The sequence below is a fragment of the Streptomyces bullii genome (assembly GCF_042657145.1).
GTDB lineage: Bacteria > Actinomycetota > Actinomycetes > Streptomycetales > Streptomycetaceae > Streptomyces > Streptomyces bullii.
The window spans coordinates 209904-229767 of sequence record NZ_JBHSNY010000007.1 but is presented as its reverse complement, the minus strand read 5'-3'; the positions used below and the strand labels follow the sequence as shown (position 1 = coordinate 229767).

Sequence of the window (19864 nt, the reverse complement as noted above, 5' to 3'; positions counted from 1 at the left end):
GCTCACCGGCCCTTCGGCAGGCCCAGGATGCGCCGGGCCACGATGTCGTGCTGGATCTGGGTGGTGCCGGCCGCGATGGTGTACGACAGGGACGACAGCCGGTCGGGCATCCACGGCCGCGCGAGGTCGAGACAGTCGGGGCCGAGGACGTCGGCGGCGGCGTCGTACAGGTCCTGACGTGCGTGCGAGTACCGCAGCTTGAACACCGATCCCCCGACGCCCGGGGACCGTGCCGTGCTCGCGTTCCACTGCACCAGCCGCCACAGCGCGCGGAACTCGGCGTCCAGCCGGCCCAGCCGCCGCCGCAGCACCGGGTCGTCCCAGCGGCCGTTCACGCGCGCGTGCGCGGCGAGTTCGCCCAGGACCCGGCGGCAGGCCACCACCTCGCCGGCGAAGGCCGTGCCGCGTTCGAAGGACAGCGTCACCAGGGTCACGCGCCAGCCGTCGTTCTCGTCCCCGACCCGGTTGCCGACCGGCACCCGCACCTCGTCCAGGAACACCTCGGCGAACTCGGCGGACCCGGCGAGCGTGCGCAGCGGCCGTACGGTGATGCCCGGCGCGTCCATGGGCACGGCCAGCCACGTGATGCCCCGGTGACGCTCGGCGGAGGGATCCGTGCGCACCAGCAGCTCGCACCAGTCGGCGACTTCGGCGTGCGAGGTCCAGATCTTGGACCCGGTCACCACGTAGACATCGCCGTCGCGCCACGCGCGCGTGCGCAGCGCCGCGAGGTCGGAGCCGGCCTCCGGTTCGCTGAAGCCCTGGCACCACACCTCCTCGCCGCGCAGGATCGGCGGCAGCCAGCGGGCCCGCTGCCGCTTGGTGCCCTCGGCGGCGATGGTCGGCCCGGCGTGCAGCAGGCCGACGAAGTTGGCGCCCACGTAGGGGGCGCCCGCACGTTCCGTCTCCTCCAGGAAGATCAGCCGCACGGCCGGGGAGGCGTCCCAGTGGACGTCGCCGTACCCGGCGTCGTGCAGCATCCGCTGCCAGCCGAGGTCGTACGCCCGTCGCCCGGGCCAGTCGTCGGGGGACGGCTTCGGCGGCAGGGTCGGTAGCACCGTGGCCAGCCACTCCCGCAACCGCGCCCGGAACTCCTCCTCTTCCCGCGTGTACGACAGGTCCATCAGCGATCGAGGTCCAGGTCCAACATCCGGATCGCGTTGCCCCGCATCAGCTTGTACACCGTCACGTCGTCGAGGCCCTTCACATGGTCGAGGGCGACCTCCTTGGTGTGCGGGAACGTCGAGTCGACGTGCGGGTAGTCGGTCTCGAAGGTGGCGTTGTCCCGGCCGACCACGTCCAGCGAGGCGATCCCGTGCCGGTCGCGGAAGAAGCAGCAGAACATCTGCCGGTAGTAGTACGTCGACGGGGGCTCGGGGATCGTGTCCCGCACCCCGCCCCAGGCCCGGTGCTCCTCCCAGACGTCGTCCGCGCGCTCCAGGGCGTACGGGATCCACCCCATCTGCCCCTCCGAATAGGCGAGTTTCAGGCGCGGGAAGCGCACCAGTACGCCGCTGAAGAGGAAGTCCATCATCGAGGCCATCGCGTTGTTGAAGGACAGCGAGGCCTGCACGGCGGGCGGGGCGTCCGGGGAGGCGGCCGGCATCTGCGACGACGACCCGATGTGCATGTTGACGACCGTCCCGGTCTCCTCGCAGACGGCGAAGAACGGGTCCCAGTGGCCGGAATGGATGGAGGGCAGCCCGAGGTGGGTGGGGATCTCGGAGAAGGTCACCGCCCGCACCCCGCGCGCGGCGTTCCGCCCGATCTCCTCCACCGCCAGTGCGACGTCCCACAGCGGGATCAGGCACAGCGGGATGAGCCGTCCGCCGCTGTCGCCGCACCACTCCTCCACCATCCAGTCGTTGTAGGCGCGCACGCAGGCCAGCGCGACCTCCTTGTCGTGCGCCTCGGCGAAGGTCTGCCCGCAAAAGCGCGGGAAGGTCGGGAAGCAGAGCGATGCCTCGACGTGGTTCAGGTCCATGTCCTTCAGGCGCTCGGCGGGGTCCCAGCAGCCGGGCCGCATCTGCTCCCGTGTGATGCCCTCCAGGGTCATCTCGTCGCGGTCGAAGCCGACGGCGGCGATGTTGCGCTTGTACGGGAACTTCAGGTCCTCGTAGATCCACCAGTCGGTGGGCGGGCCGTCCGGGTCCATCGTGATCTGGTACTTGCCGCCGACGTAGGCGAGCTCCCCGATGCCGGCGGTCAGTGGCCTGGGCCCGCGGTCCCGGTACTTCGCGGGCAGCCAGATCTCGAAGAGGTGGGCGGGCTCGATCACATGGTCGTCGACGCTGATGATGCGGGGCAGTTCGGTCATGGTCCCCTCCGCCGGGCCGCTACTGATCTGATGGTGCGTCAGATAGCATCCCATCTGACGCACTGTCAGCCAAGCAGGGGGCACCGTGAGAGAGACCCCGCACTCCCTGAGTTCCTCCCGCACGCTGTGGGAGCTGCTCGACCGTCGCGCCCGCCTCACGCCCGACCGCCCGCTCTTCCTCCAGGACGACCGCTCGCTGACGTTCGGCGGCCTGCGCGCGCGGGCCGAGCGGGTGGCGGCCGGGCTGTACGGCAGGGGCGTACGCCCCGGCACGGTGGTCGCCTGGCAGCTGCCCACCCGCGTCGAGACGGCCGTGCTGTCCTTCGCGCTGGCCCGGCTCGGCGCCGTGCAGACGCCGGTCATCCCGTTCTACCGGGACCGCGAGGTGGGCTTCGCGCTCCGGGAGTCGCGGGCGGAGTTCTTCGCCCTTCCCGGCGTGTGGCGCGGCTTCGACCACACCGCGATGGCGCGGCGGCTCGGCGCGAAGGGCGTCTTCGAGGCGTACGACGACCTGCCCGACGGCGACCCGGCCGTGCTGCCCCCGCCGCCCGCCGAGGGCACCTCGGTCCGCTGGATCTACTGGACCTCGGGCACGACCTCCGACCCCAAGGGCGTGCTGCACACCGACCGTTCCCTGATCGCGGGCGGCTCCTGCCTCGCGCACGCGCTGCGCCCCGCACCGGACGACGTGGGCTCGATCGCCTTCCCGTACGCCCATATCGGCGGCCCCGACTACACGGTCATGCTGCTGCTGTACGGCTTCCCGGCGGTGCTGTTCGAGCAGTTCGCGCTGCCTGAGGCCCTGGAGGCGTACCGCGCGCACAGGGTGACGATCGCGGGCGGGTCGACGGCGTTCTACTCGATGTTCCTGGCCGCGCAACGTGAACGGCCCGGCGAGAAGCTGATCCCCTCCCTGCGGCTGCTCGCGGGCGGCGGAGCGCCCAAGCCGCCGGAGCTCCACCGCGCCGTCGTACGGGAGATGGGGGTGGAACTCACCCACGGGTACGGCATGACCGAGGTGCCGATGATCACGATGGGCTCGCCGGACGACGGCCCCGAGCTGCTGGCGACGACAGAGGGGCGGCCGCCGGAGGGGATGGAGATACGGATCGTGGACGGGGAGGTGCGGCTGCGCGGGGAGGCGGTGTGCCGGGGCTATCTGGATCCGGCGCAGACGGCCGAGGCCTTCGACGAGGAGGGGTTCCTGCGCACCGGCGACCTGGGGCGGCTGACCGGCAGCGGGCACCTGGTCCTCACCGGCCGCCTGAAGGACGTGATCATCCGCAAGGGCGAGAACATCTCGGCCAAGGAGATCGAGGACCTGCTGCACCGGCATCCGGCGGTCGGGGACGTGGCGGTGATCGGGCTGCCGGACCCCGACCGCGGGGAGCGGGTGTGCGCCGTCGTCGAACAGCCGCCGGGGGCGCCGCCGCTGACGCCGGCGGACGTGACGGCGTTCCTGCGCGCGGAAGGGCTGTCGGTCCACAAGCTGCCGGAGCAGTTGGAGATCGTCGACGCCCTTCCCCGCAACGAGACCTTGCGCAAGGTCCTCAAGTACAAGCTGCGGGAGCGCTATTCGGGGACGGCGGAGTGAGGGGCGTACGCCGGCGCGCCCTCCGCCTTCCCCGCAAGCTGCGGTGACACGGTGCCGGGGGGAGCAGCGGGCGAAAGCCGGAATGGCCTCCGCCGTCCCACCGGCTGCGGCAGCTGGCGATCTCCGCCTTCCCCGCAAGCTGCGCTGGCACGCTGCGGGAAGCGGCGAAGCAGCGGGCGAGGCCCCCAACGGCCTCCGCCACCCCCACCGGCCGCGGCAGCGCTGCCCGGGCACGGCCAAGCAACGGGCGAAAGCCCGAACAGCCTCCGACCGGCCCACCCACTGCCGCAGCGCTACTCGGGCACGGTGAAACAGCGGGCGAAAGCCTGAACGGCCTCCGCCGTCCCACCGGCTGCCGCAGCGCTACTCAGGGACGGTGAAGTAGCGGGCGAAGGCCGGGATGATCTCCGCCTCGCCGACCTTGCCGTCGCCGTCCGCGTCCAGGGCGGCGGCAGCCGCGCGGGCGGCGTCCTCCGGGACGCCGAGTGCCGTGAGCGCGCGGGCGGTGTCGGCCACGGTGGCCGCACCGTCTGCGTCGGTGTCGGCGACACGGACGGCCGCGTGCAGGAAGGGGCGGGCGATCTCGGCGAACCGGTCCGGGTTGTCGCGCAGGCGCTTGACCGCTCCGGTGACGAACTCCTCGCGCGTGATGCGCTGGTCGCCGTCGCGGTCCGCGATGCCCGCCATGCCCTGCCAGAACGCCTCGGCTCCGCCGTACAGGGACTGTCCCTGGTCGGACCGTGCCGCCACGCCGAACTCGGCGAGCAGTGCCTTGGCCGCTCCGCTGAAGTCCTCGCGGTCGATGTAGCCGTTGCCGTCCTGGTCGAAGGTGGCGAACCGGGCGGCGATCCTGCGCTCGTACTCGCTGCTGACCATGTCTGTTTCGGGCCGCCTTACGTCGGTGGGGAGATTCTCGCTCGGAGCGTACGACGGAGGGGACTGTCCGGGAGCACGAAAACGTCGCTTGTGCCAAGACCGGGGGAATTCCGGGACAACGGCGTGGCAGAGAAAGGTGACCTGGCGCACACCCACCCGAGCCCGGGCTGAGGGGGACGTGCGGGACTCAGGCCGACAGGGGACGGGAATCCTCGTCCACGGCCGAGGTGAGGTCCGGGTGGACGTCGAAGAGCCGACGGACACCGAGCGCGCCGAGCACCCGGTTGACGTGACTGCCGTCGACGGCGCCCTGGGCGGGCAGTATCAGCCGCAGGCTGCCCTGGCAGGAGCGCAGCAGCCGGCGGGCGGCGATGAGCACGCCGACACCGCTGGAGTCGCAGAACAGCACCTCGGACAGGTCCAGGACGAGACGGTGCCGGCCGTCGGCCACCGCGTCGTGCACCCGCTGGCGCAGCACCGGTGACGTCACCAGGTCCAGTTCGCCCGACACTTGGAGCACGGCCCACCGGCCCTGCTCACCGTCGGTCACTTTGAAGGTCACCACGACGCCCTTCGCTCGCCAAACGGAAGCAGTCCCTACGCTTCCTTGCAGCGCGGCTGCCCAGCGGGCGTTTCCCTGAAACCCGGCCCGTAAAACGGATGCCGAGCAGAAAAGGCTTGTTCCAGTCGACTTCGACCCTGTTCGATCGAGTCTGATCGCAACATCGATGGGCAGGCGCGGCCCGAGCGGCAAACAGGCACGCCCCGACGGCCCCTACCACCTGCGGCTCGTCAGGGGGCGCACATTGCCACAAAGGGGCGTGCGCTGACGGACGTGCCGACTACATTCGGGGAGACGGTGGCCACAGGCTGGACACGGCACGGGCCTGGGTGACGAGCGGGGGTGAGGAGGCCGCATGACTGAAAAGGACGTACCGCCCCGCTGGGACCGCAAGATGCAGCAGCGGCTCGCGCACGGCGAGGCAGCCGCCCTCGGCGAGCTCTACGACCGCTTCGCCTCCCTCGTGCACGGCCTCGCCCACCGCGTCCTCGGCGACGAGCGCGCCGCCGACGCCATCACCCGGGACGTCTTCGCCCACGTCTGGGAACATCCGGACGCCTACGATCCCAGGCAGGGCCCGCTGCGCACCTGGGTCGCCACGCTGACCCACCGGCTTGCCGTGCAGCGGCTGCGCGCCGACGAGACCGCCGCGCTGGCCCGCGGCGGCCCAGGCAGCCCGGAGGACCTGGAGCGCACGGTGCGCCACGCCGCGGTCGCCGCCCGCGCCGATTACATCGTCCAGTCCATGCCCGCCCCCCTGCGCGCCGCCCTGGAACTGGCCTACTTCCAGCGCCGCGACTACCGCCAGACCGCCGCCGACCTGGGCGTCACCGAGGACGAGGCCCGCCGCCGCCTCCGCCTGGGCCTCCAACTCCTCTCCACCGCCCACGACACCGAGGCACCCGGGGCTCCGCCCGGATACGGGGGTGCGGCGTGACCGGCGCGGAGGGCTTCGATCCGGACGACGAGCGGCAGCCGAACGCCGACGACGACGGCGCCGACCACGGCGGCGGCGTCGGCCACAGCGGCGCCTCCGGCCACAGCGACTGCCCTCCGCACAGCGACGAACCCCGCCACACCGACGAACCCGACCACAGCCACGAACCCCGCCACAGCGACGATGCCACCCCCGGCGGCAGCCCCCAGCCGCCGCCGGCGCCGCGTATACCGCTGCCGCGTTCCTCCGTCGAGGACAGCGGGCTGCCGCTGCCCGCGTCCGAGGATCTCGCCGGCCCGCCGGCTGTCCCCGTGCTCGACCACCCTGTGCTGAAGTCGCTGCTGGGCGCCTGGGCGCTGGCCGCCTGCCCGGCGGAGGAGGCCGCGGCCGTCGAGGAGCACCTCGGGGCGTGCGGTGCCTGCGCGGACGAGGCGCGGCGGCTGCGCGAGGCCGTCGGCCTGTTGCAGCGCCCCGAGAGCCTCGACCTGGACCCGGGTCTGCGTACCCGCGTCCTGGACTCCTGCCTGGAGCGCCGCCCGCCGCGCATCCCGGTGCCCGACTGGGCCGCCGCGTACGACGCGGAGACCGCGCGTCTGGACGCCCTGTTGCAGGACTTCGGGGACGCCGAGTGGCACGCCCCCGTACGGCTGCGCTGGTACGAGGCCGACGAGGCGACCAGCCGCCGTACCACCGTCGCCGGGGTCATCGCCCACCTGCTGTCGGTCGACGGGCTGATCGCGGTCGCCCTCGGCCTGGACGACCCGCTCGGCGACGTCCGGTCCCCGTCGCCGGCCCCGGCGGCCCGCACCGAGGCGTACTGGCGTGCCTCCCCCTACCCGGCCACCCGCTCGGTGCGGGCACCCTGGCGGGAGCAGAGCCACAGTCTCGTCAGGACGGTCTCCTTCGTCGACGGCGGATCGGGACGGACGCCGGTCTCCTACGGCTCCTTCGAACTGCCGCTGCACGACGCCATGCTGGACCGCGCCTTCGAGTGCTGGGTGCACGCGGAGGACATCGCCGAGGCGGTGGACTACCCGTACGACACGCCCTCCGGGCGGCATCTGAACCGGATGGTCGACCTCGCCGCCCGCATGCTGCCGCGGGTGCTGGCCGCCCGCCGCCGCTCCGGGCTGGCCGCGCCCGCCACCCACCGGCACCTGGTCGCGGCCGGTGAGCCGGGCCGCAGCCTCCGGCTGGAGATCGAGGGCTCGGGCGGCGGCGAGTGGCTGATCCCGCTGGACTCGCCCGCCGCGAAGGGCTCCGCCGAGCACGAGGTGGCCCACATAGCGCTCGACGGGGCCGAGTTCTGCCGCCTGGCGGCGGGACACGTGCCGCCGCAGGAGGCGGCGGCCGGGCAGGTCGGGGATCGCGAGGCGATCAGGGAGGTGCTGTTCGCGGCGGCGTCACTGAGCCGGATGTGATCCGGTGCTCAGGCGAACACCACCGTGCGCCGCCCGTTGAGCAGGATGCGCCGCTCGGCGTGCCACTTCACGGCCCGGGCCAGCGCCTGGCACTCCACGTCGCGCCCGATCGCGACGAGCCCCTCGGGCGTCACGTCGTGCCCCACCCGCTCGACCTCCTGCTCGATGATCGGTCCCTCGTCGAGGTCGGCGGTGACGTAGTGCGCGGTCGCGCCGATCAGCTTCACGCCCCGGGCGTGCGCCTGGTGGTAGGGCTTGGCGCCCTTGAAGCTCGGCAGGAAGGAGTGGTGGATGTTGATGATCCGCCCGGCGAGCTGCTTGCACAGGTCGTCCGAGAGGACCTGCATGTAACGGGCGAGGACGACGAGTTCGACGTTCTCCTCGCGGACGATCTCCAACAGCCGCGCCTCGGCCTCGGGCTTGGTGTCCTTCGTCACCGGAATGTGGTGGAAGGGAATGTTGTACGACGCCACCAGCTCGGCGAAGTCAGTGTGGTTGGAGACCACCGCGGCGATCTCCACGGGCAGCGCCCCGATCCGCGCCCGGAACAGCAGGTCGTTCAGGCAGTGCCCGAACCTGCTGACCATGATGACGATGCGCATCTTCTCGTCGGCCCGGTTGATCTGCCAGTCCATCTGGAAGGAGTCACCGATCGCCGCGAAGCTGGCCCGCAGCTTGTCCACCGTCACCGGGGCATCCGCCGAGAAGTGGACGCGCATGAAGAACAGTCCCGTGTCGTGGTCCCCGAACTGCTGGCTGTCCTCGATGTTGCAGCCGGTCATGAACAGGTAGCTCGACACGGCGTGCACGATGCCCTGCTTGTCGGGGCAGGACAGCGTCAGGACGTACTGGTCGGCCGGGGCCGCGGCTCGGGTGGACTGCTCGTTCATGCTGGACAGGGTCCCATATCCACGGGACCTGCCGGGCCTGCGTCCGCTCCCCGGGACCACCGTCCCGCTATGCGGACCGGGTGAGGATCCGCAGCACCTCCAGCGACCGCGGCGGCGCGTCCGGGTCCTCCCCGTCGCTCGCCGCCAGCCGCACATGCGCGTCGCGGGCCGCCCGCACCGCCTCCGGCCACCCGGGGTGTTCGAGGTAGACGTTGACCGGCGCGTCGGGGCCGACCTGGTGCATGATCCGCAGCACGCGCAGCACGGCCGTGTCGACGAGGGCCGCCTCCTGCGAGTCGCGGAAGATCGTGCCGACGTACTTCTCGGCGGACCAGTGGTCCAGCCAGGTGTCCTCGACCAGCCGGTACACCGCGTCGGTCACGTCGCCGTAGCCGTCCACGCCGGCCAGCCAGACGTCCCGCTGGAAGGCGGGATCGGAGAGCATGTGCAGCGCCGAGCGCACGTTGCTGCGCCAGCGCCACCACGGCATGTCGTTCACAGGCATGCCGCCCATGGTGGATGAGCGACGGCCACGACGGGAAGAGTTCTCCGAACCTTGCACGGTCATCGATCGTACGTTCCCCTCCTCGGGAGCCCCACCGGCCCCCGTAATTCACCTCCGCGTCACCAACTGTTGACCGGAGGTCACTCCCGGGTTGGCCATGTGACGGAATCGTGCGTGACCATGACCGGCAGGCGACGCACCCCCCGCACCTTCCTCCCCGGCCTCCTCACCCGTCACCTCACATCCGGTGTCCTGACCGCCGGCGCACTGGTGGCGTGTGCGTCGCTCGTCACCGGCTGCGGGGTCGTCCCCGGTACCACGGGGGGTTCCAGGGACGACCCGATCACCGTCATGACCTGGGCGCCCGAGGGCACCAAGGCCACCAACAAGCCCGGCATGCCCGCCTTCGCCCGCGCCTACGCCCGCTGGGTCAACGCCAACGGCGGGATCGACGGCCGCAAGCTCAACGTCCTGACCTGCAACGACCACAACGACGCCGTGGACGCCGCGAAGTGCGCGCGGCGGGCCGCCAAGGAGAACGCCGTCGCGGTCGTCGGATCCTACAGCCAGCACGCCGACTCCTTCTTCCCGCCGCTGGAGGGCGAGGGCATCCCGTACATCGGCGGCTACGGCATCACGAACGAGGAGTTCACCAGCCCGCTGTCGTACCCCGTCAACGGCGGCCAGCCGGCCCTGCTGGCCGGTCTCGGCAGCGCCCTCGCCGAAAGCTGTGGGCCGGTCACGCTGGTCCGCCCCGACACCATCGCCGGCGACCAGCTGCCCGCGCTGCTCGACTCGGGCCTCCAGGCGGGCGGGCACCGGACGGCCGACGACCATCGGGCGGCAGAGGACGCCACCGACTACGACGGCCAGTCGCGCCGGGCACTGGAGGCGACGGCCACGGACCCGGCGAGGACGGGCTGCGTGGTGCCCGCACTCGGCGACCGCACCGGCACCTTCATGGACTTCTTCCGGCGTGCCCGCGCGGACTACCCCGACGTACGCACCGCCACCGTGCTCGGCAGCGTCGACCAGACGACGATCGACGCGACCGGCGGGGCGTCGGGGCCGTACGAGGGGTCGTACATCACCGGCTGGTACCCGGTGGCCGGCGATCCGCGCTGGGACGGGATGAAGGAGGTCATCCGGGAGGAGGCCTTCGGCGACAACCGCATCGACCCCGCGGACGCCGGAGTGCAGACCACCTGGATCGCCTACACCGTCTTCCGGCAGATCGTCGAGTCGCTGGGCGGCGGAGAGGTCACCGCGGACACGGTGCGACGGGCCCTCGACGGCGGTCTGCAGGTCACCACGGGCGGGCTGACGCCGAAGCTGCGCTGGAGGTTCCAGGACAAGCTCGCCTCCGTCGGATTCCCGCGCCTGGTCAACGCCAACGTGACCCTCCAGGTCGTACGGCAGGGACGGCTGGTGGCGGCCCGCAAGGGCTTCGTGGACGTGACGCGGACCCTGCGGGACGCGAACGTGGTGTGAGCACCCGCCGTCGCGGCTGCGGCATGGCATGCCGGAGCGGGCCGGGTGATCCCCGGCCCGCTTCCGTACGAGGCTCAGAGAGGCTCAGAGCTGGGTCGGCTGCCGCTCGGTCAGGCCGTACTGCCTCGCGATCGCGTTCCACAGCTGGGCGGCCTTGGCCTTCTCGGTGCTCGCGGTGCCGCTGGCCCGGTTGCCCGCCTGCGTCTGGGCGGTGGTGCGGGCCTGGCCCTTCTTGCAGCCCTTCTTGCCGGCGACCTGGTCGGCCCACGCCGCGTAGTGGTTGTCGGCCGACGCCGAGGCCCGCCACGCCTTGGTGAGGGCGGTGGTCAGCGCGGCGTGGTCGGGCAGCCGGTCCACCGTGAGGCCGGACAGGCGGGTGACCAGCTCGTTGCGCTGCTTGGCGGCGTCGCGCAGGTCGGCAGCCGCCTGGGAGAGGTTCTTGCAGGCCTTCACGTCGGCCACCGCGTTGATCACGGTGGTGCGGCTGTCGCCGCTGTCGGCCAGCAGCTTGTCCAGCTCGACGGCCTGCTGACGGACCGGGTCGGCCGACGGCGAAGCCGAGGCGCTGGTCGCGGGCGCGGTGGCGGAGACGGTCTGGTTGCCGCTCTTGTCGTCGTCGCCCCCGCCGCCGGCGAGCAGCGCGCCGGCGCCCACGCCGAGCACGGCGAGCCCGACGCCGACAGCCGCCAGGAGCGGCACACGGGACCCGGAACGGCCGCGTCCGCCCCGCCCGCCGCCCTCGCCGGGCGGGGCGTAGGAGGGCCGGGGAGCGGCGTGCGTGGGCGGCGCCTGCTCGACACGGGGCAGGTGCTGGGTGGCGGCGGCCGGGCTCTGGCCGCCCGGCTCGTTGCGGAAGAGGTTCTCGAACCCGGCGGGCGGCTGCCGGTCCGGCCCGCCGGGCGCGGCTCCGTACGGCGTCCCGCCGGGCTGGTCGGTCACCGGCGCGATGTACTGCGTGGCCTCGGCGTCCGGGGTGGCGGCGGGCGGCAGCGGCCCGGCGCCGGCGCGCGGCGCACGCCCCAGGTACCGCGTGGCCTCGGGGTCGGGCCCGGCGGGCGACTCGGGCGGCAGCGCCCCGGCCCCGACCGGCGGTATGTACTGCGTCGCGCCCTCGTCGGCCGTGCCTGCCACGGGCGGCAGGTACTGCGTGGCCGCGTGGCCGCCACCGGCCGGCGCGCCCGGGACGGGCGGCAGGTACTGCGTGGCGCCCTCGTCGGCGGGCGGCAGAGGGGCGCCTCCGGCCGCGGAGTGCGGCGCGCCGGCCCCGCCCGGCGGCATCGGCGCGCTGTGACCGCCGGGGCCGCCCGGAGCGCCGTAGGCACCGGAGGGCGGGGAGGGCTGCCCGCCGGGCAGCGGCAGGCTCTGGGCACCGGGCCCGCCCTGGGGGCCGTGGCCGCCGGAGGGCTGCGGGATGCCGGGCGGCGGCAGGGGCGCGCCCGTGCCCGGGGCACCGTACGCGTGCGTGCCCGGCGCGGGCGGCTGCGGTGACGCGTGGCCGTCCGGGGCGTAGGAGGGGTGGCCGCCGTGGGCCGGGGGCTGGGCGGCCTCGGGGGGCAGGGGGCCGGGACCCGGCTGGGGCGGCACGGCGCCGGGCGGCTCCTGCGCCCCCCAGGGGGCCTGGTCCGGGGTGCCCCACTGCTGGGGCGGCGGGGACTGCCAGCCCTGGCCCGGCGCCGGGGGCGGGGGCGGGGTCTGCTGCTCGGGGCCCCACGGCTGGCCCCAGGTCTGGCCGCTCGGCGGGGCCGAGGCCGGGGTCCGGCCCGGCGGCTGCGGGGCCGCGCCCTGGCCGCCGGGTCCGCCCGTCATCCCCGGCAGCAGGGGCGCACCACCGTCGGAGGGCAGCACGATGCCTTCGCGCGCGGGGCGCGCCGAGGGCTCCTCGCCCTGTCCACTCTGCGTCACCGGGACTCCTACTTATGGGGGACCTTGTGAATCGTCGGCTCACGCTACCGGGTCCCCTGAGCCCGGTGCCACGCAGCACGGGGCCTCCCCTCCTGCCCTGTGAGCGCCGTAACAAACCGGGCCCCGTGCGCCTGTGGGCTCACCTCCCCCGCGTCAACCCCGCGTTCGCCGTCGGTTCACGTCCCCGCCCCGTTGCGTCAGGCCGCCGCCTGGAGATCCAGCCGTGCCCCGAACTCCCGCACGACCGGCTCGTCGCGGTACGGCTCCAGCCGCTGCTGGAAGTCCTCCAGGTACTCGGCGCCCCGGTTGGAGCGGAGGCCTTCGAGCAGTTCCACGGCCTTCATGCCCGTGCTGCAGGCCTGTTCGATCTCGCGCTGCTGCACCTGCGCCGTGGCCAGCAGCACGTAGCCGATGGCCCGGCGCCGCGCCCGCGACTCGGGGTGCCCGGCCAGTGACTCCCGCGCGTGCCGCGCCGCCGCCTCGGCGTGCCCCAGGTCCCGGTGGCAGTGCGCCAACTCGTCGGCCAGGTACGCCTCGTCGAAGTGCGCGATCCACGCCGGGTCGTCCCCGGAGTCCGGGTCGGCCGCCTCCAGGGCGCTCACCGCTCGGCCGGCCGCCGTCTGAGCGGCGCGCGCGTCGCCCAGCAGCGCGTGCCCGCGCGCCTCCGCCGCGTGGAACATCGCCTCCGCGCGGGGAGTGACCCGCCCGCGCGCCCCCTCCTGCGCCGCGCGCGCCAACTGCGCGATCTCGCGCGGGTTGCCGAGCTGCGCGGCCAGGTGGCTCATGGAGGCGGCCAGGACGTATCCGCCGTACCCGCGGTCCCCGGCCGCCTGGGCGAGCCGCAGCGCCTGGATGTAGTAGCGCTGGGCCAGCCCCGGCTGCCCGGTGTCGACCGCCATGTACCCGGCGAGTTCGGTCAACCGTGCGACGGCGGCGAACAGTTCGCGTCCCACGCTCTCCCGGTACGAGCCGGCCAGCAGCCCGGAGACGACGCTGTTGAGGTAGTGCACGACGACCGGGCGCACATGTCCGCTGCCGTACTGGTGGTCGAGGTCCACCAGCGCCTGCGTCATGTCCCGTACGGCCGCCACGTCGGACTGCCCCACCCGCGGCCCGGCCGACCGCGCCACCTGCGAGTCCGGTGCGGAGATCAGCCAGTCGCGGCTCGGTTCGACCAGCGCGGACGCGGCGACGGAGGAACCGGACAGGAAATCCCGGCGGCCCACGTCACTGCGCCACAGCTCACACACCTGCTCGATGGCACCGAGGACGGTCGGCGAGAACTGGAGTCCCACACCCGACGCAAGGTTCTTGCCGTTGGCCATGCCGATCTCGTCGATCGTGACCGTTCGGCCCAGTTTGCGGCCCAGTGCCTCGGCGATGATCGCCGGGGCCCGTCCCCGCGGCTGCTGGCCCCGCAGCCAGCGCGCCACGGACGTCTTGTCGTACCGCAGGTCGAGACCGTGCTCGGCGCCGCACATGTTGACCCGGCGGGCGAGCCCGGCGTTGGAGCATCCGGCTTCCTGGATGAGCGCCTGCAGCCGTTCGTTCGGCTGTCGCGCGACGAGAGGCCTTGCGGCCATTGGCACTACCCCCTGTGGCTGCGGTGCCTGCCCACGCACCGAGTTGACGTGTCTTCCGCGGCCGAACCTCCTCGCGTCCCAGGAGTCCCAGGGAAGAGATCCGGCCGTGAAGATCAATGCCCCGCCGACATGCCGACAATGCGAGGCATGTGAGGATTGCCGGGGTAAGACGGAAGTCGACCCCACTCGTGGCTACCCAGCTCCCGCCGCGGCTCCTCCCGCGCGCCCCCACACATGCACCCATGCGCCCCGGGCGGTGAACCGGTGCTCCTCCCCCGCGCATGCGCGCGTGCGTAACCCCTGGTGATGGCCGGAGTTGTGTTCATCGTGGAAGAGACGATCGCCGGCACCGAAGCCGCTCAGATCCCGAAGCAGCGCGGGGAATCGCTGCTGGACACCGCCGTCCGTTACGCCGAGGAGCGCCACTGGGACGTGTTCCCGGGCACCTGGCTGGAAGCCGTCGACGGGGTGCAGCGTTGCTCCTGCGGTGACGCCGCGTGCCCGCTGCCCGGCGCGCACCCGGCCCGCCCGGACTGGGAGTCCCAGGCGACGGGCAGTGCCACGGTCGCCCGTCGGCTGTGGCAGAAGCAGCCGACGGCGTCGATCCTGCTGCCCACCGGCCGTACGTTCGACGCGCTCTCGGTGCCGGAGACGGCCGGGTTCCTGGCGCTGGCCCGGATGGAGCGGATGGAGCTGACGCTCGGGCCGGTGACGCTGACGCCGGAGCGGCGCATGGAGTTCTTCGTGCTGCCGGGAGCGTCGGTGAAGGTGCCGGACCTGGTGCGCAGGCTGGGCTGGTCCCTGTCGTCCCTCGCCCTGAACGTGCTGGGCGAGGGCGAGTACGTGGCGGCGCCGCCCACGCGGTTCGGGTCCCGGGGGGCTGTGCAGTGGGCCTGCCGTCCCACGGCGGCGAACCGGTGGCTGCCGGACGCGGAGGAGTTGATCTCGCCGTTGGCCTACGCGTGCGGCAGGGACCGCTGAGGGCGTCTGCTGCCACCGGCTCTTCCTTGGGCTCGGTCGTCCCCCCGTAGGGTTGAGGCGACGGAGGGAGACGTGGTGGGTGCTGGCGCGGTGCGCGTGCGCAATCTGTGGAAGCGGTTCGGGCAGCAGGTCGCCGTGGCCGGGATCGATCTGGAGCTGCCGGCGGGCAAGTTCATCGGGCTCGTGGGGCCGAACGGGGCCGGGAAGACCACCACGTTGTCGATGGTGACCGGGCTGCTGCGGCCCGACCAGGGCAGCGTCGAGGTCGTCGGGCACGACGTGTGGCGGGATCCGGTCGAGGTGAAGGCCCGGATCGGAGTCCTGCCGGAGGGGCTGCGGCTGTTCGAGCGGCTGTCGGGGCGTGAACTGCTGGCTTATTCGGGGCGGTTGCGGGGGCTGCCCGGCGCCGAGGTCGACAAACGGGCCACCCAGCTCCTGGACGTCCTCGACCTGGCCGGCAGCCAGCACAAGCTCGTCGTCGACTACTCGACCGGCATGCGCAAGAAGATCGGACTCGCGACCGCTCTCCTCCACAATCCCGAAGTGCTCTTCCTCGACGAGCCGTTCGAGGGCGTCGACCCGGTCTCCGCGCAGACCATCCGGGGCGTCCTGGAGCGGTACACGGCGTCGGGTGCCACGGTCGTGTTCTCTTCCCACGTCATGGAGCTCGTCGAGTCGCTGTGCGACTGGGTGGCGGTGATGGCGGCCGGGCGGATCCGCGCGCACGGCCCGCTCGCCGAGGTCCGGGGCGACGCGCCCTCGCTGCAACGGGCGTTCCTTGAACTCGTCGGCGCGCAGGGCCGCGACGCCGGTACCGATCTCGACTGGCTGGGGGGCGGACGCCGGTGAGCGCGCCCGCCCTCACCCCCGTCGTCGTACGGCTGAAGCTGTCGCTGCTGCGCAACGGGCTGCGGCAGTCCGGCGGACGGCGGGCCGCGTACGTCGCCTCCGCCGTCGGCGCGCTGCTGTTCGCGGCGCTGCAGCTGATCGGCCTGATAGTGCTGCGCGGCACCGCACACGCCGAGGCCCTCGTGGTGCTGCTGGTGGCGGTGCTGGGGCTGGGCTGGGCGGTGATGCCGCTGTTCTTCCCCAGCGGCGACGAGACGCTCGATCCGACCCGGCTGGTGATGCTGCCGCTGCGGCCCCGCCCGCTGGTGCGGGCGCTGCTCGCGGCCTCCCTGGTCGGCATCGGCCCGCTGTTCACGCTGTGCCTGCTGACCGGTTCCGTGATCGCGGTCGCCCACGGCGGGGCGGCCTACGCCGTCGGAGTCGTCGCCGTCGCCCTGGCGCTGCTGGTGTGCGTGGCCTTCGCGCGGGCCGTCGCCGCCGCCAACGTACGGCTGCTGACCAGCCGCAAGGGGCGGGATCTCGCGGTGCTGAGCGGGCTGGTCATCGCGGTCGGGGCGCAGGTCGTCAACTTCGGTGCGCAGCGGCTGGGTTCGTCGGGTCTCGAACAGCTCGATCCGGCCGCCGACGTGCTCCAGTGGGTGCCGCCCGCGTCGGCGGTCGGCGCGGTGCACGCGGTGAGCGAGGGCGCGTACGGGATCGCCGTCGCCCAGCTCGCCCTGACCGCCGGCGCGTTGGCGGTGCTGGTCGGCGTGTGGACACGGCATCTGACACGGCTGATGACCGCGCCCGACGGCTCCACGCTGCCCACCGCCGGGACGGCCGCCCGGCAGCGCACCTCGACGGGGCTGTCCCGGCTGCTGCCGGCGGGCCGCACCGGCACGGTCATGGAGCGCGGCCTGCGGTACGTGTGGCGCGACCCCAAGACCAAGGCGGCCTGGGTGACGGCACTGGCCATCGGGCTGATCGTGCCGGTCTTCAACGCCTGGCAGGGCACCGGGTCCGTGTACTTCGCGTGCTTCGCCGCCGGGATGCTCGGCATCCAGATGTACAACCAGTTCGGACAGGACACCTCCGCGTTCTGGATCGTCGCGATGAATATCTCCTCGACCCGTGACGCGTACGTCGAGCTGCGCGCGCGGGCGCTGGCCCTACTGTTGATCACGCTGCCGTACGCGACGCTGGTGACCGTGGTGACGACCGCGATGCTCGGCGACTGGCCGCGGCTGCCGGAGGCCCTGGGGCTGTCCTACGCGCTGCTCGGCGCGATGCTGGCGACCGGCGCGTGGACCTCGGCCCGCTTCCCCTACTCCATCCCGCAGGAGGGTTACAAGAACGTCGCCCCCGGGCAGGCCGGGCTCGCCTGGATCTCGATCTTCGGCGGGATGATCGCGGCCGCGCTGCTGTGCGCGCCCGTCATCGCTCTGGCGATCTGGGCGAACGTCAGCGCCGGAGGCGAGGCGTGGAGCTGGCTGCTGCTGCCCGCGGGCACCGGGTACGCGGCGGCCCTGACGAGCCTCGGTCTCCGGCTGGCCGCCCCGCAGACGGCGCGGCGGCTGCCGGAGATCCTGGCGGCCGTCAGCAAGGGGTGACCGGCGCGCTCAGTCGTCCCGGAGGCTGTCCAGGAACGGTTCGATCGCCGCCCGCCACGCCTCCGGCTGGTCGTAGTGGACGAGGTGGCCGGCGTCGGCGACCTCCGCGTACTGGCCGCGGGGCAGGACCCGGACCATCTCCTGGGCCTCGGCGCGGCCGAGCTGCCCGTCCAGGCCGCGGACGACCAGGGCGGGGCAGCGGACCTGGGCGAGCTCCTCCCAGTGCGCGTCGTACACCCACGTCTCGCGGGAGCTGAGCATCTGCTCCGGTTCGAAGACCGGCCGCCAGCCGTCCGGGGACTCGGCCATCACCTCGGCGTAGAACTCACCACGGGCCGGGTTCGGCCGCTCCGCCCAGGGGTCGTCCTCGCCGAACCACTTGCGGACGTCGGCGAGCGTGGCGAACGGGACGGGCCAGGACTTGAACCACTCGGCCCACTCGCGCTGCGAAGCCGCACCGAGCGCGGAGGCCCGCATGTCACAGATGATCACGCCGCGCACCAGGTCGGGGCGTTTGGCGGCGAGCTGCCAGGCGGTCAGCGCGCCCATGGCGTGACCGATCAGGACGGCCGGGGCCAGGGCCAGTTGTTCGAGGGCGGCCTCGGCGTCCTCGACGTAGGCGTCACGGGTGAAGGACGCCTGAGGGGGCTTGTCGCTCTGGCCGTGGCCGCGCTGGTCCAGGGCGACGGCGCGGTAACGGTCGGAGAGCCAGCGGGCGGTGGACGCCCAGTGCGAGGCCCGGCCCATCAAGCCGTGCAGTAACAGCACACCCGGGGTGCGTGCGCCGTGTTCCCGGTCGGGTGCGTCCGCCGCCGGGTCGGTCTTGGGCGGGTCGCCGAACTCCCAGGCGGCGAGGCGTACGCCGCCCGCCCCGGTCACGTCGATGCGTCGCACCATTGGTCCTGGCACCCCCCAAGCTCCGCTCGGACCGCGCGCTCCCGCTCGAGCCGGCCGGTCCTGTCAACCGTCTTCCGCCTGCCGTGCTGCTCGTTCCTGTTGCCGTCGCGCCTGCCGTTTGCGCGGCGCTCGTCGTGCCTGTGGTGTCTGTTTGCCTGCACACCTGTGAAGCGCGGGTTCCGCTTGACCCGTCACTCGCAGACTATCGAATGCCTATTCGAAAATGCTCCCTCGGCGGGCAACACCCCTCGTTCGAGTGACCTCTCTCAGGGATTGATCCGCGCTGCCGAGGGGAGATCTTTACCGTGAGGCGGACCGCTCGGGGAAACCGGTCCGCGGGGGATGACCCTGAGAGCTCGGGGCTCCGGGTCAGCACAGGGGAGGACAGGCCCCGGCGCCGTGTGGCGCCGGGGCTCTCCACGTGTTCACGGCACATCCTCCCGCCCCCTCCCCGGCCGGGCCGACATCGCTGTCATCCCCGGACCAAGAGCCTTCAGGTCATATGCCTCACGCGACAGCCTCGCACGCGAAGCGGGCGAGCGCTGCGATTCGACGGACTGAATCCTGGATTCGACGCGATCCGGTCAACGCCCCAACCGCCCCACCAGCACCACATGGTGGCGAAGAGCGCGTGCCGGGTGGCGCGATCAGGGCTTGGCCACGAACACGTGGGAGGCGACGTCCGCCTCCAGCTCGGCCGCCTCGCCGCCGCTGCCGACCAGTACGCCGCCCGCCGACTCCGTGACGCTCACCACCGAGCCGGGCTGCACGCCCGCGCGGCGCAGCGTGTACATCAGCTGCGCGTCGGTCTGGATGGGCTCGCCGATGCGGCGGACGACGACCGTCTTGCCCTCGGCCCCCGGGTCGAGATCGGCCAGCGAGACCATGCCCTCGTCCAGGAACGGCTCGGGACCGTCCTTCTCGCCCAGCTCCTCCAGGCCCGGGATGGGGTTGCCGTACGGCGACTCGGTCGGGTGCCGCAGCAGCTCCAGGACGCGGCGCTCCACGGCCTCGCTCATCACGTGCTCCCAGCGACATGCCTCGGCGTGCACCTGCTCCCACTCCAGGCCGATCACGTCGACGAGCAGGCACTCCGCGAGCCGGTGCTTGCGCATCACGCGCGTGGCGAGCCGGCGGCCCTCGTCCGTGAGCTCCAGATGGCGGTCGCTGGCGACGGAGACCAGGCCGTCACGCTCCATCCGGGCCACCGTCTGGCTGACCGTCGGCCCGCTCTGGTCGAGCCGCTCGGCGATCCGGGCGCGCATGGGGACCACACCTTCTTCCTCCAGCTCGAGGATGGTGCGGAGATACATCTCCGTGGTGTCGATCAGTCCGGACATACGTGCCCCTCGATTAGCTCTGCCGGAGGCTGGCCGCCTCACCGGCGCGTGCGCTGGCCCTGCACTCAATTCTGACGCATGCGACTGGCAACCGTGCGGCGGCGTGGAAAGCGGGCCGCCGGCAGTTGCC

At 72.9% G+C, this 19864-nt stretch carries 17 protein-coding genes; 7 read left to right on the top strand and 10 right to left on the bottom strand.

Going from position 1 to position 19864, the window contains the following annotated elements; all coding sequences use genetic code 11:
* Positions 1 to 2: 2 nt before the first annotated feature.
* Together ACFPZJ_RS21505 and ACFPZJ_RS21500 are read right to left on the bottom strand one after the other, a co-directional pair.
* Positions 3 to 1124, bottom strand: a complete 1122-nt coding sequence (locus ACFPZJ_RS21505; protein ID WP_381024022.1) for an acyl-CoA dehydrogenase family protein — start codon at positions 1122 to 1124, stop codon at positions 3 to 5.
* Positions 1124 to 2317: an amidohydrolase family protein gene (locus ACFPZJ_RS21500; protein WP_417801331.1), complete on the bottom strand. Its 1194-nt coding sequence runs from the start codon at positions 2315 to 2317 to the stop codon at positions 1124 to 1126. The genes ACFPZJ_RS21505 and ACFPZJ_RS21500 overlap by 1 nt, the downstream gene beginning before the upstream one ends.
* Positions 2318 to 2402: 85 nt before the next feature.
* Here ACFPZJ_RS21500 and ACFPZJ_RS21495 point away from each other — a divergent pair, with 85 nt between their 5' ends.
* Positions 2403 to 3911: a class I adenylate-forming enzyme family protein gene (locus tag ACFPZJ_RS21495; RefSeq protein ID WP_381024020.1), complete on the top strand. Its 1509-nt coding sequence runs from the start codon at positions 2403 to 2405 to the stop codon at positions 3909 to 3911.
* Positions 3912 to 4274: 363 nt separating this feature from the next.
* On the opposite strand, the gene ACFPZJ_RS21490 is transcribed toward ACFPZJ_RS21495, so the two are convergent.
* Both ACFPZJ_RS21490 and ACFPZJ_RS21485 read right to left on the bottom strand, forming a co-directional pair.
* On the bottom strand, positions 4275 to 4787 hold the full coding sequence (locus tag ACFPZJ_RS21490; protein ID WP_381024017.1) for an EF-hand domain-containing protein: 513 nt from the start codon (positions 4785 to 4787) through the stop codon (positions 4275 to 4277).
* A gap of 187 nt (positions 4788 to 4974) precedes the next feature.
* On the bottom strand, positions 4975 to 5349 hold the full coding sequence (locus ACFPZJ_RS21485; RefSeq protein ID WP_381024015.1) for an STAS domain-containing protein: 375 nt from the start codon (positions 5347 to 5349) through the stop codon (positions 4975 to 4977).
* A 355-nt stretch (positions 5350 to 5704) separates the two neighbouring features.
* Between ACFPZJ_RS21485 and ACFPZJ_RS21480 the strand changes: the two genes are divergently transcribed.
* On the top strand, positions 5705 to 6286 hold the full coding sequence (locus tag ACFPZJ_RS21480) for a sigma-70 family RNA polymerase sigma factor (RefSeq protein ID WP_381024014.1): 582 nt from the start codon (positions 5705 to 5707) through the stop codon (positions 6284 to 6286).
* Entirely contained in the window at positions 6283 to 7707 is a 1425-nt protein-coding gene (locus tag ACFPZJ_RS21475; protein WP_381024011.1) for a maleylpyruvate isomerase N-terminal domain-containing protein, read from the top strand. The genes ACFPZJ_RS21480 and ACFPZJ_RS21475 overlap by 4 nt, the downstream gene beginning before the upstream one ends.
* A gap of 8 nt (positions 7708 to 7715) precedes the next feature.
* Here ACFPZJ_RS21475 and purU read toward each other — a convergent pair whose 3' ends face one another.
* Together purU and ACFPZJ_RS21465 are read right to left on the bottom strand one after the other, a co-directional pair.
* Positions 7716 to 8597, bottom strand: coding sequence for a formyltetrahydrofolate deformylase (purU, locus tag ACFPZJ_RS21470; RefSeq protein ID WP_381024009.1), 882 nt, complete (start codon positions 8595 to 8597; stop codon positions 7716 to 7718).
* A 67-nt stretch (positions 8598 to 8664) separates the two neighbouring features.
* A complete protein-coding gene (locus ACFPZJ_RS21465; protein ID WP_381024006.1) occupies positions 8665 to 9165 on the bottom strand; it encodes an SCO4402 family protein in 501 nt (166 codons plus the stop codon).
* A gap of 117 nt (positions 9166 to 9282) precedes the next feature.
* Here ACFPZJ_RS21465 and ACFPZJ_RS21460 point away from each other — a divergent pair, with 117 nt between their 5' ends.
* Positions 9283 to 10593, top strand: a complete 1311-nt coding sequence (locus ACFPZJ_RS21460) for an ABC transporter substrate-binding protein (protein WP_381024003.1) — start codon at positions 9283 to 9285, stop codon at positions 10591 to 10593.
* Positions 10594 to 10677: 84 nt separating this feature from the next.
* Here ACFPZJ_RS21460 and ACFPZJ_RS21455 read toward each other — a convergent pair whose 3' ends face one another.
* A complete protein-coding gene (locus ACFPZJ_RS21455) occupies positions 10678 to 12495 on the bottom strand; it encodes a hypothetical protein (RefSeq protein WP_381024000.1) in 1818 nt (605 codons plus the stop codon).
* Positions 12496 to 12692: 197 nt separating this feature from the next.
* Complete coding sequence (locus tag ACFPZJ_RS21450) at positions 12693 to 14078, bottom strand: transcriptional regulator (protein ID WP_381023998.1); 1386 nt, start codon at positions 14076 to 14078, stop codon at positions 12693 to 12695.
* 318 nt (positions 14079 to 14396) lie between these two features.
* Between ACFPZJ_RS21450 and ACFPZJ_RS21445 the strand changes: the two genes are divergently transcribed.
* The 3 genes from ACFPZJ_RS21445 (at position 14397) to ACFPZJ_RS21435 (ending at position 17497) form a co-directional block, all read left to right on the top strand.
* On the top strand, positions 14397 to 15059 hold the full coding sequence (locus ACFPZJ_RS21445; protein WP_381024638.1) for a bifunctional DNA primase/polymerase: 663 nt from the start codon (positions 14397 to 14399) through the stop codon (positions 15057 to 15059).
* Positions 15060 to 15131: 72 nt separating this feature from the next.
* Positions 15132 to 15908, top strand: a complete 777-nt coding sequence (locus ACFPZJ_RS21440; protein WP_381023995.1) for an ABC transporter ATP-binding protein — start codon at positions 15132 to 15134, stop codon at positions 15906 to 15908.
* Positions 15905 to 17497 carry a transporter gene (locus ACFPZJ_RS21435; protein ID WP_381023992.1) on the top strand — a complete coding sequence of 531 codons (1593 nt, stop codon included), beginning with the start codon at positions 15905 to 15907 and terminating at the stop codon, positions 17495 to 17497. The genes ACFPZJ_RS21440 and ACFPZJ_RS21435 overlap by 4 nt, the downstream gene beginning before the upstream one ends.
* A gap of 9 nt (positions 17498 to 17506) precedes the next feature.
* Here the strand turns inward: ACFPZJ_RS21435 and ACFPZJ_RS21430 are convergent, their stop codons facing one another.
* Positions 17507 to 18394 carry an alpha/beta fold hydrolase gene (locus tag ACFPZJ_RS21430; protein WP_381023990.1) on the bottom strand — a complete coding sequence of 296 codons (888 nt, stop codon included), beginning with the start codon at positions 18392 to 18394 and terminating at the stop codon, positions 17507 to 17509.
* A gap of 647 nt (positions 18395 to 19041) precedes the next feature.
* Positions 19042 to 19734 carry a metal-dependent transcriptional regulator gene (locus ACFPZJ_RS21425; RefSeq protein ID WP_381023988.1) on the bottom strand — a complete coding sequence of 231 codons (693 nt, stop codon included), beginning with the start codon at positions 19732 to 19734 and terminating at the stop codon, positions 19042 to 19044.
* Positions 19735 to 19864 lie beyond the last annotated feature (130 nt).

What these genes read in the sequence shown, in the direction of transcription:
- ACFPZJ_RS21505 (WP_381024022.1), bottom strand. Translation starts at nt 1,124, where the DNA reads ATGGACCTGTCGTACACGCGGGAAGAGGAGGAGTTCCGGGCGCGGTTG.
- ACFPZJ_RS21500 (WP_417801331.1), bottom strand. Translation starts at nt 2,317, where the DNA reads ATGACCGAACTGCCCCGCATCATCAGCGTCGACGACCATGTGATCGAG.
- ACFPZJ_RS21490 (WP_381024017.1), bottom strand. Translation starts at nt 4,787, where the DNA reads ATGGTCAGCAGCGAGTACGAGCGCAGGATCGCCGCCCGGTTCGCCACC.
- ACFPZJ_RS21480 (WP_381024014.1), top strand. Translation starts at nt 5,705, where the DNA reads ATGACTGAAAAGGACGTACCGCCCCGCTGGGACCGCAAGATGCAGCAG.
- purU (WP_381024009.1), bottom strand. Translation starts at nt 8,597, where the DNA reads ATGAACGAGCAGTCCACCCGAGCCGCGGCCCCGGCCGACCAGTACGTC.
- ACFPZJ_RS21465 (WP_381024006.1), bottom strand. Translation starts at nt 9,165, where the DNA reads ATGACCGTGCAAGGTTCGGAGAACTCTTCCCGTCGTGGCCGTCGCTCA.
- ACFPZJ_RS21460 (WP_381024003.1), top strand. Translation starts at nt 9,283, where the DNA reads ATGACCGGCAGGCGACGCACCCCCCGCACCTTCCTCCCCGGCCTCCTC.
- ACFPZJ_RS21450 (WP_381023998.1), bottom strand. Translation starts at nt 14,078, where the DNA reads ATGGCCGCAAGGCCTCTCGTCGCGCGACAGCCGAACGAACGGCTGCAG.
- ACFPZJ_RS21430 (WP_381023990.1), bottom strand. Translation starts at nt 18,394, where the DNA reads ATGGTGCGACGCATCGACGTGACCGGGGCGGGCGGCGTACGCCTCGCC.
- ACFPZJ_RS21425 (WP_381023988.1), bottom strand. Translation starts at nt 19,734, where the DNA reads ATGTCCGGACTGATCGACACCACGGAGATGTATCTCCGCACCATCCTC.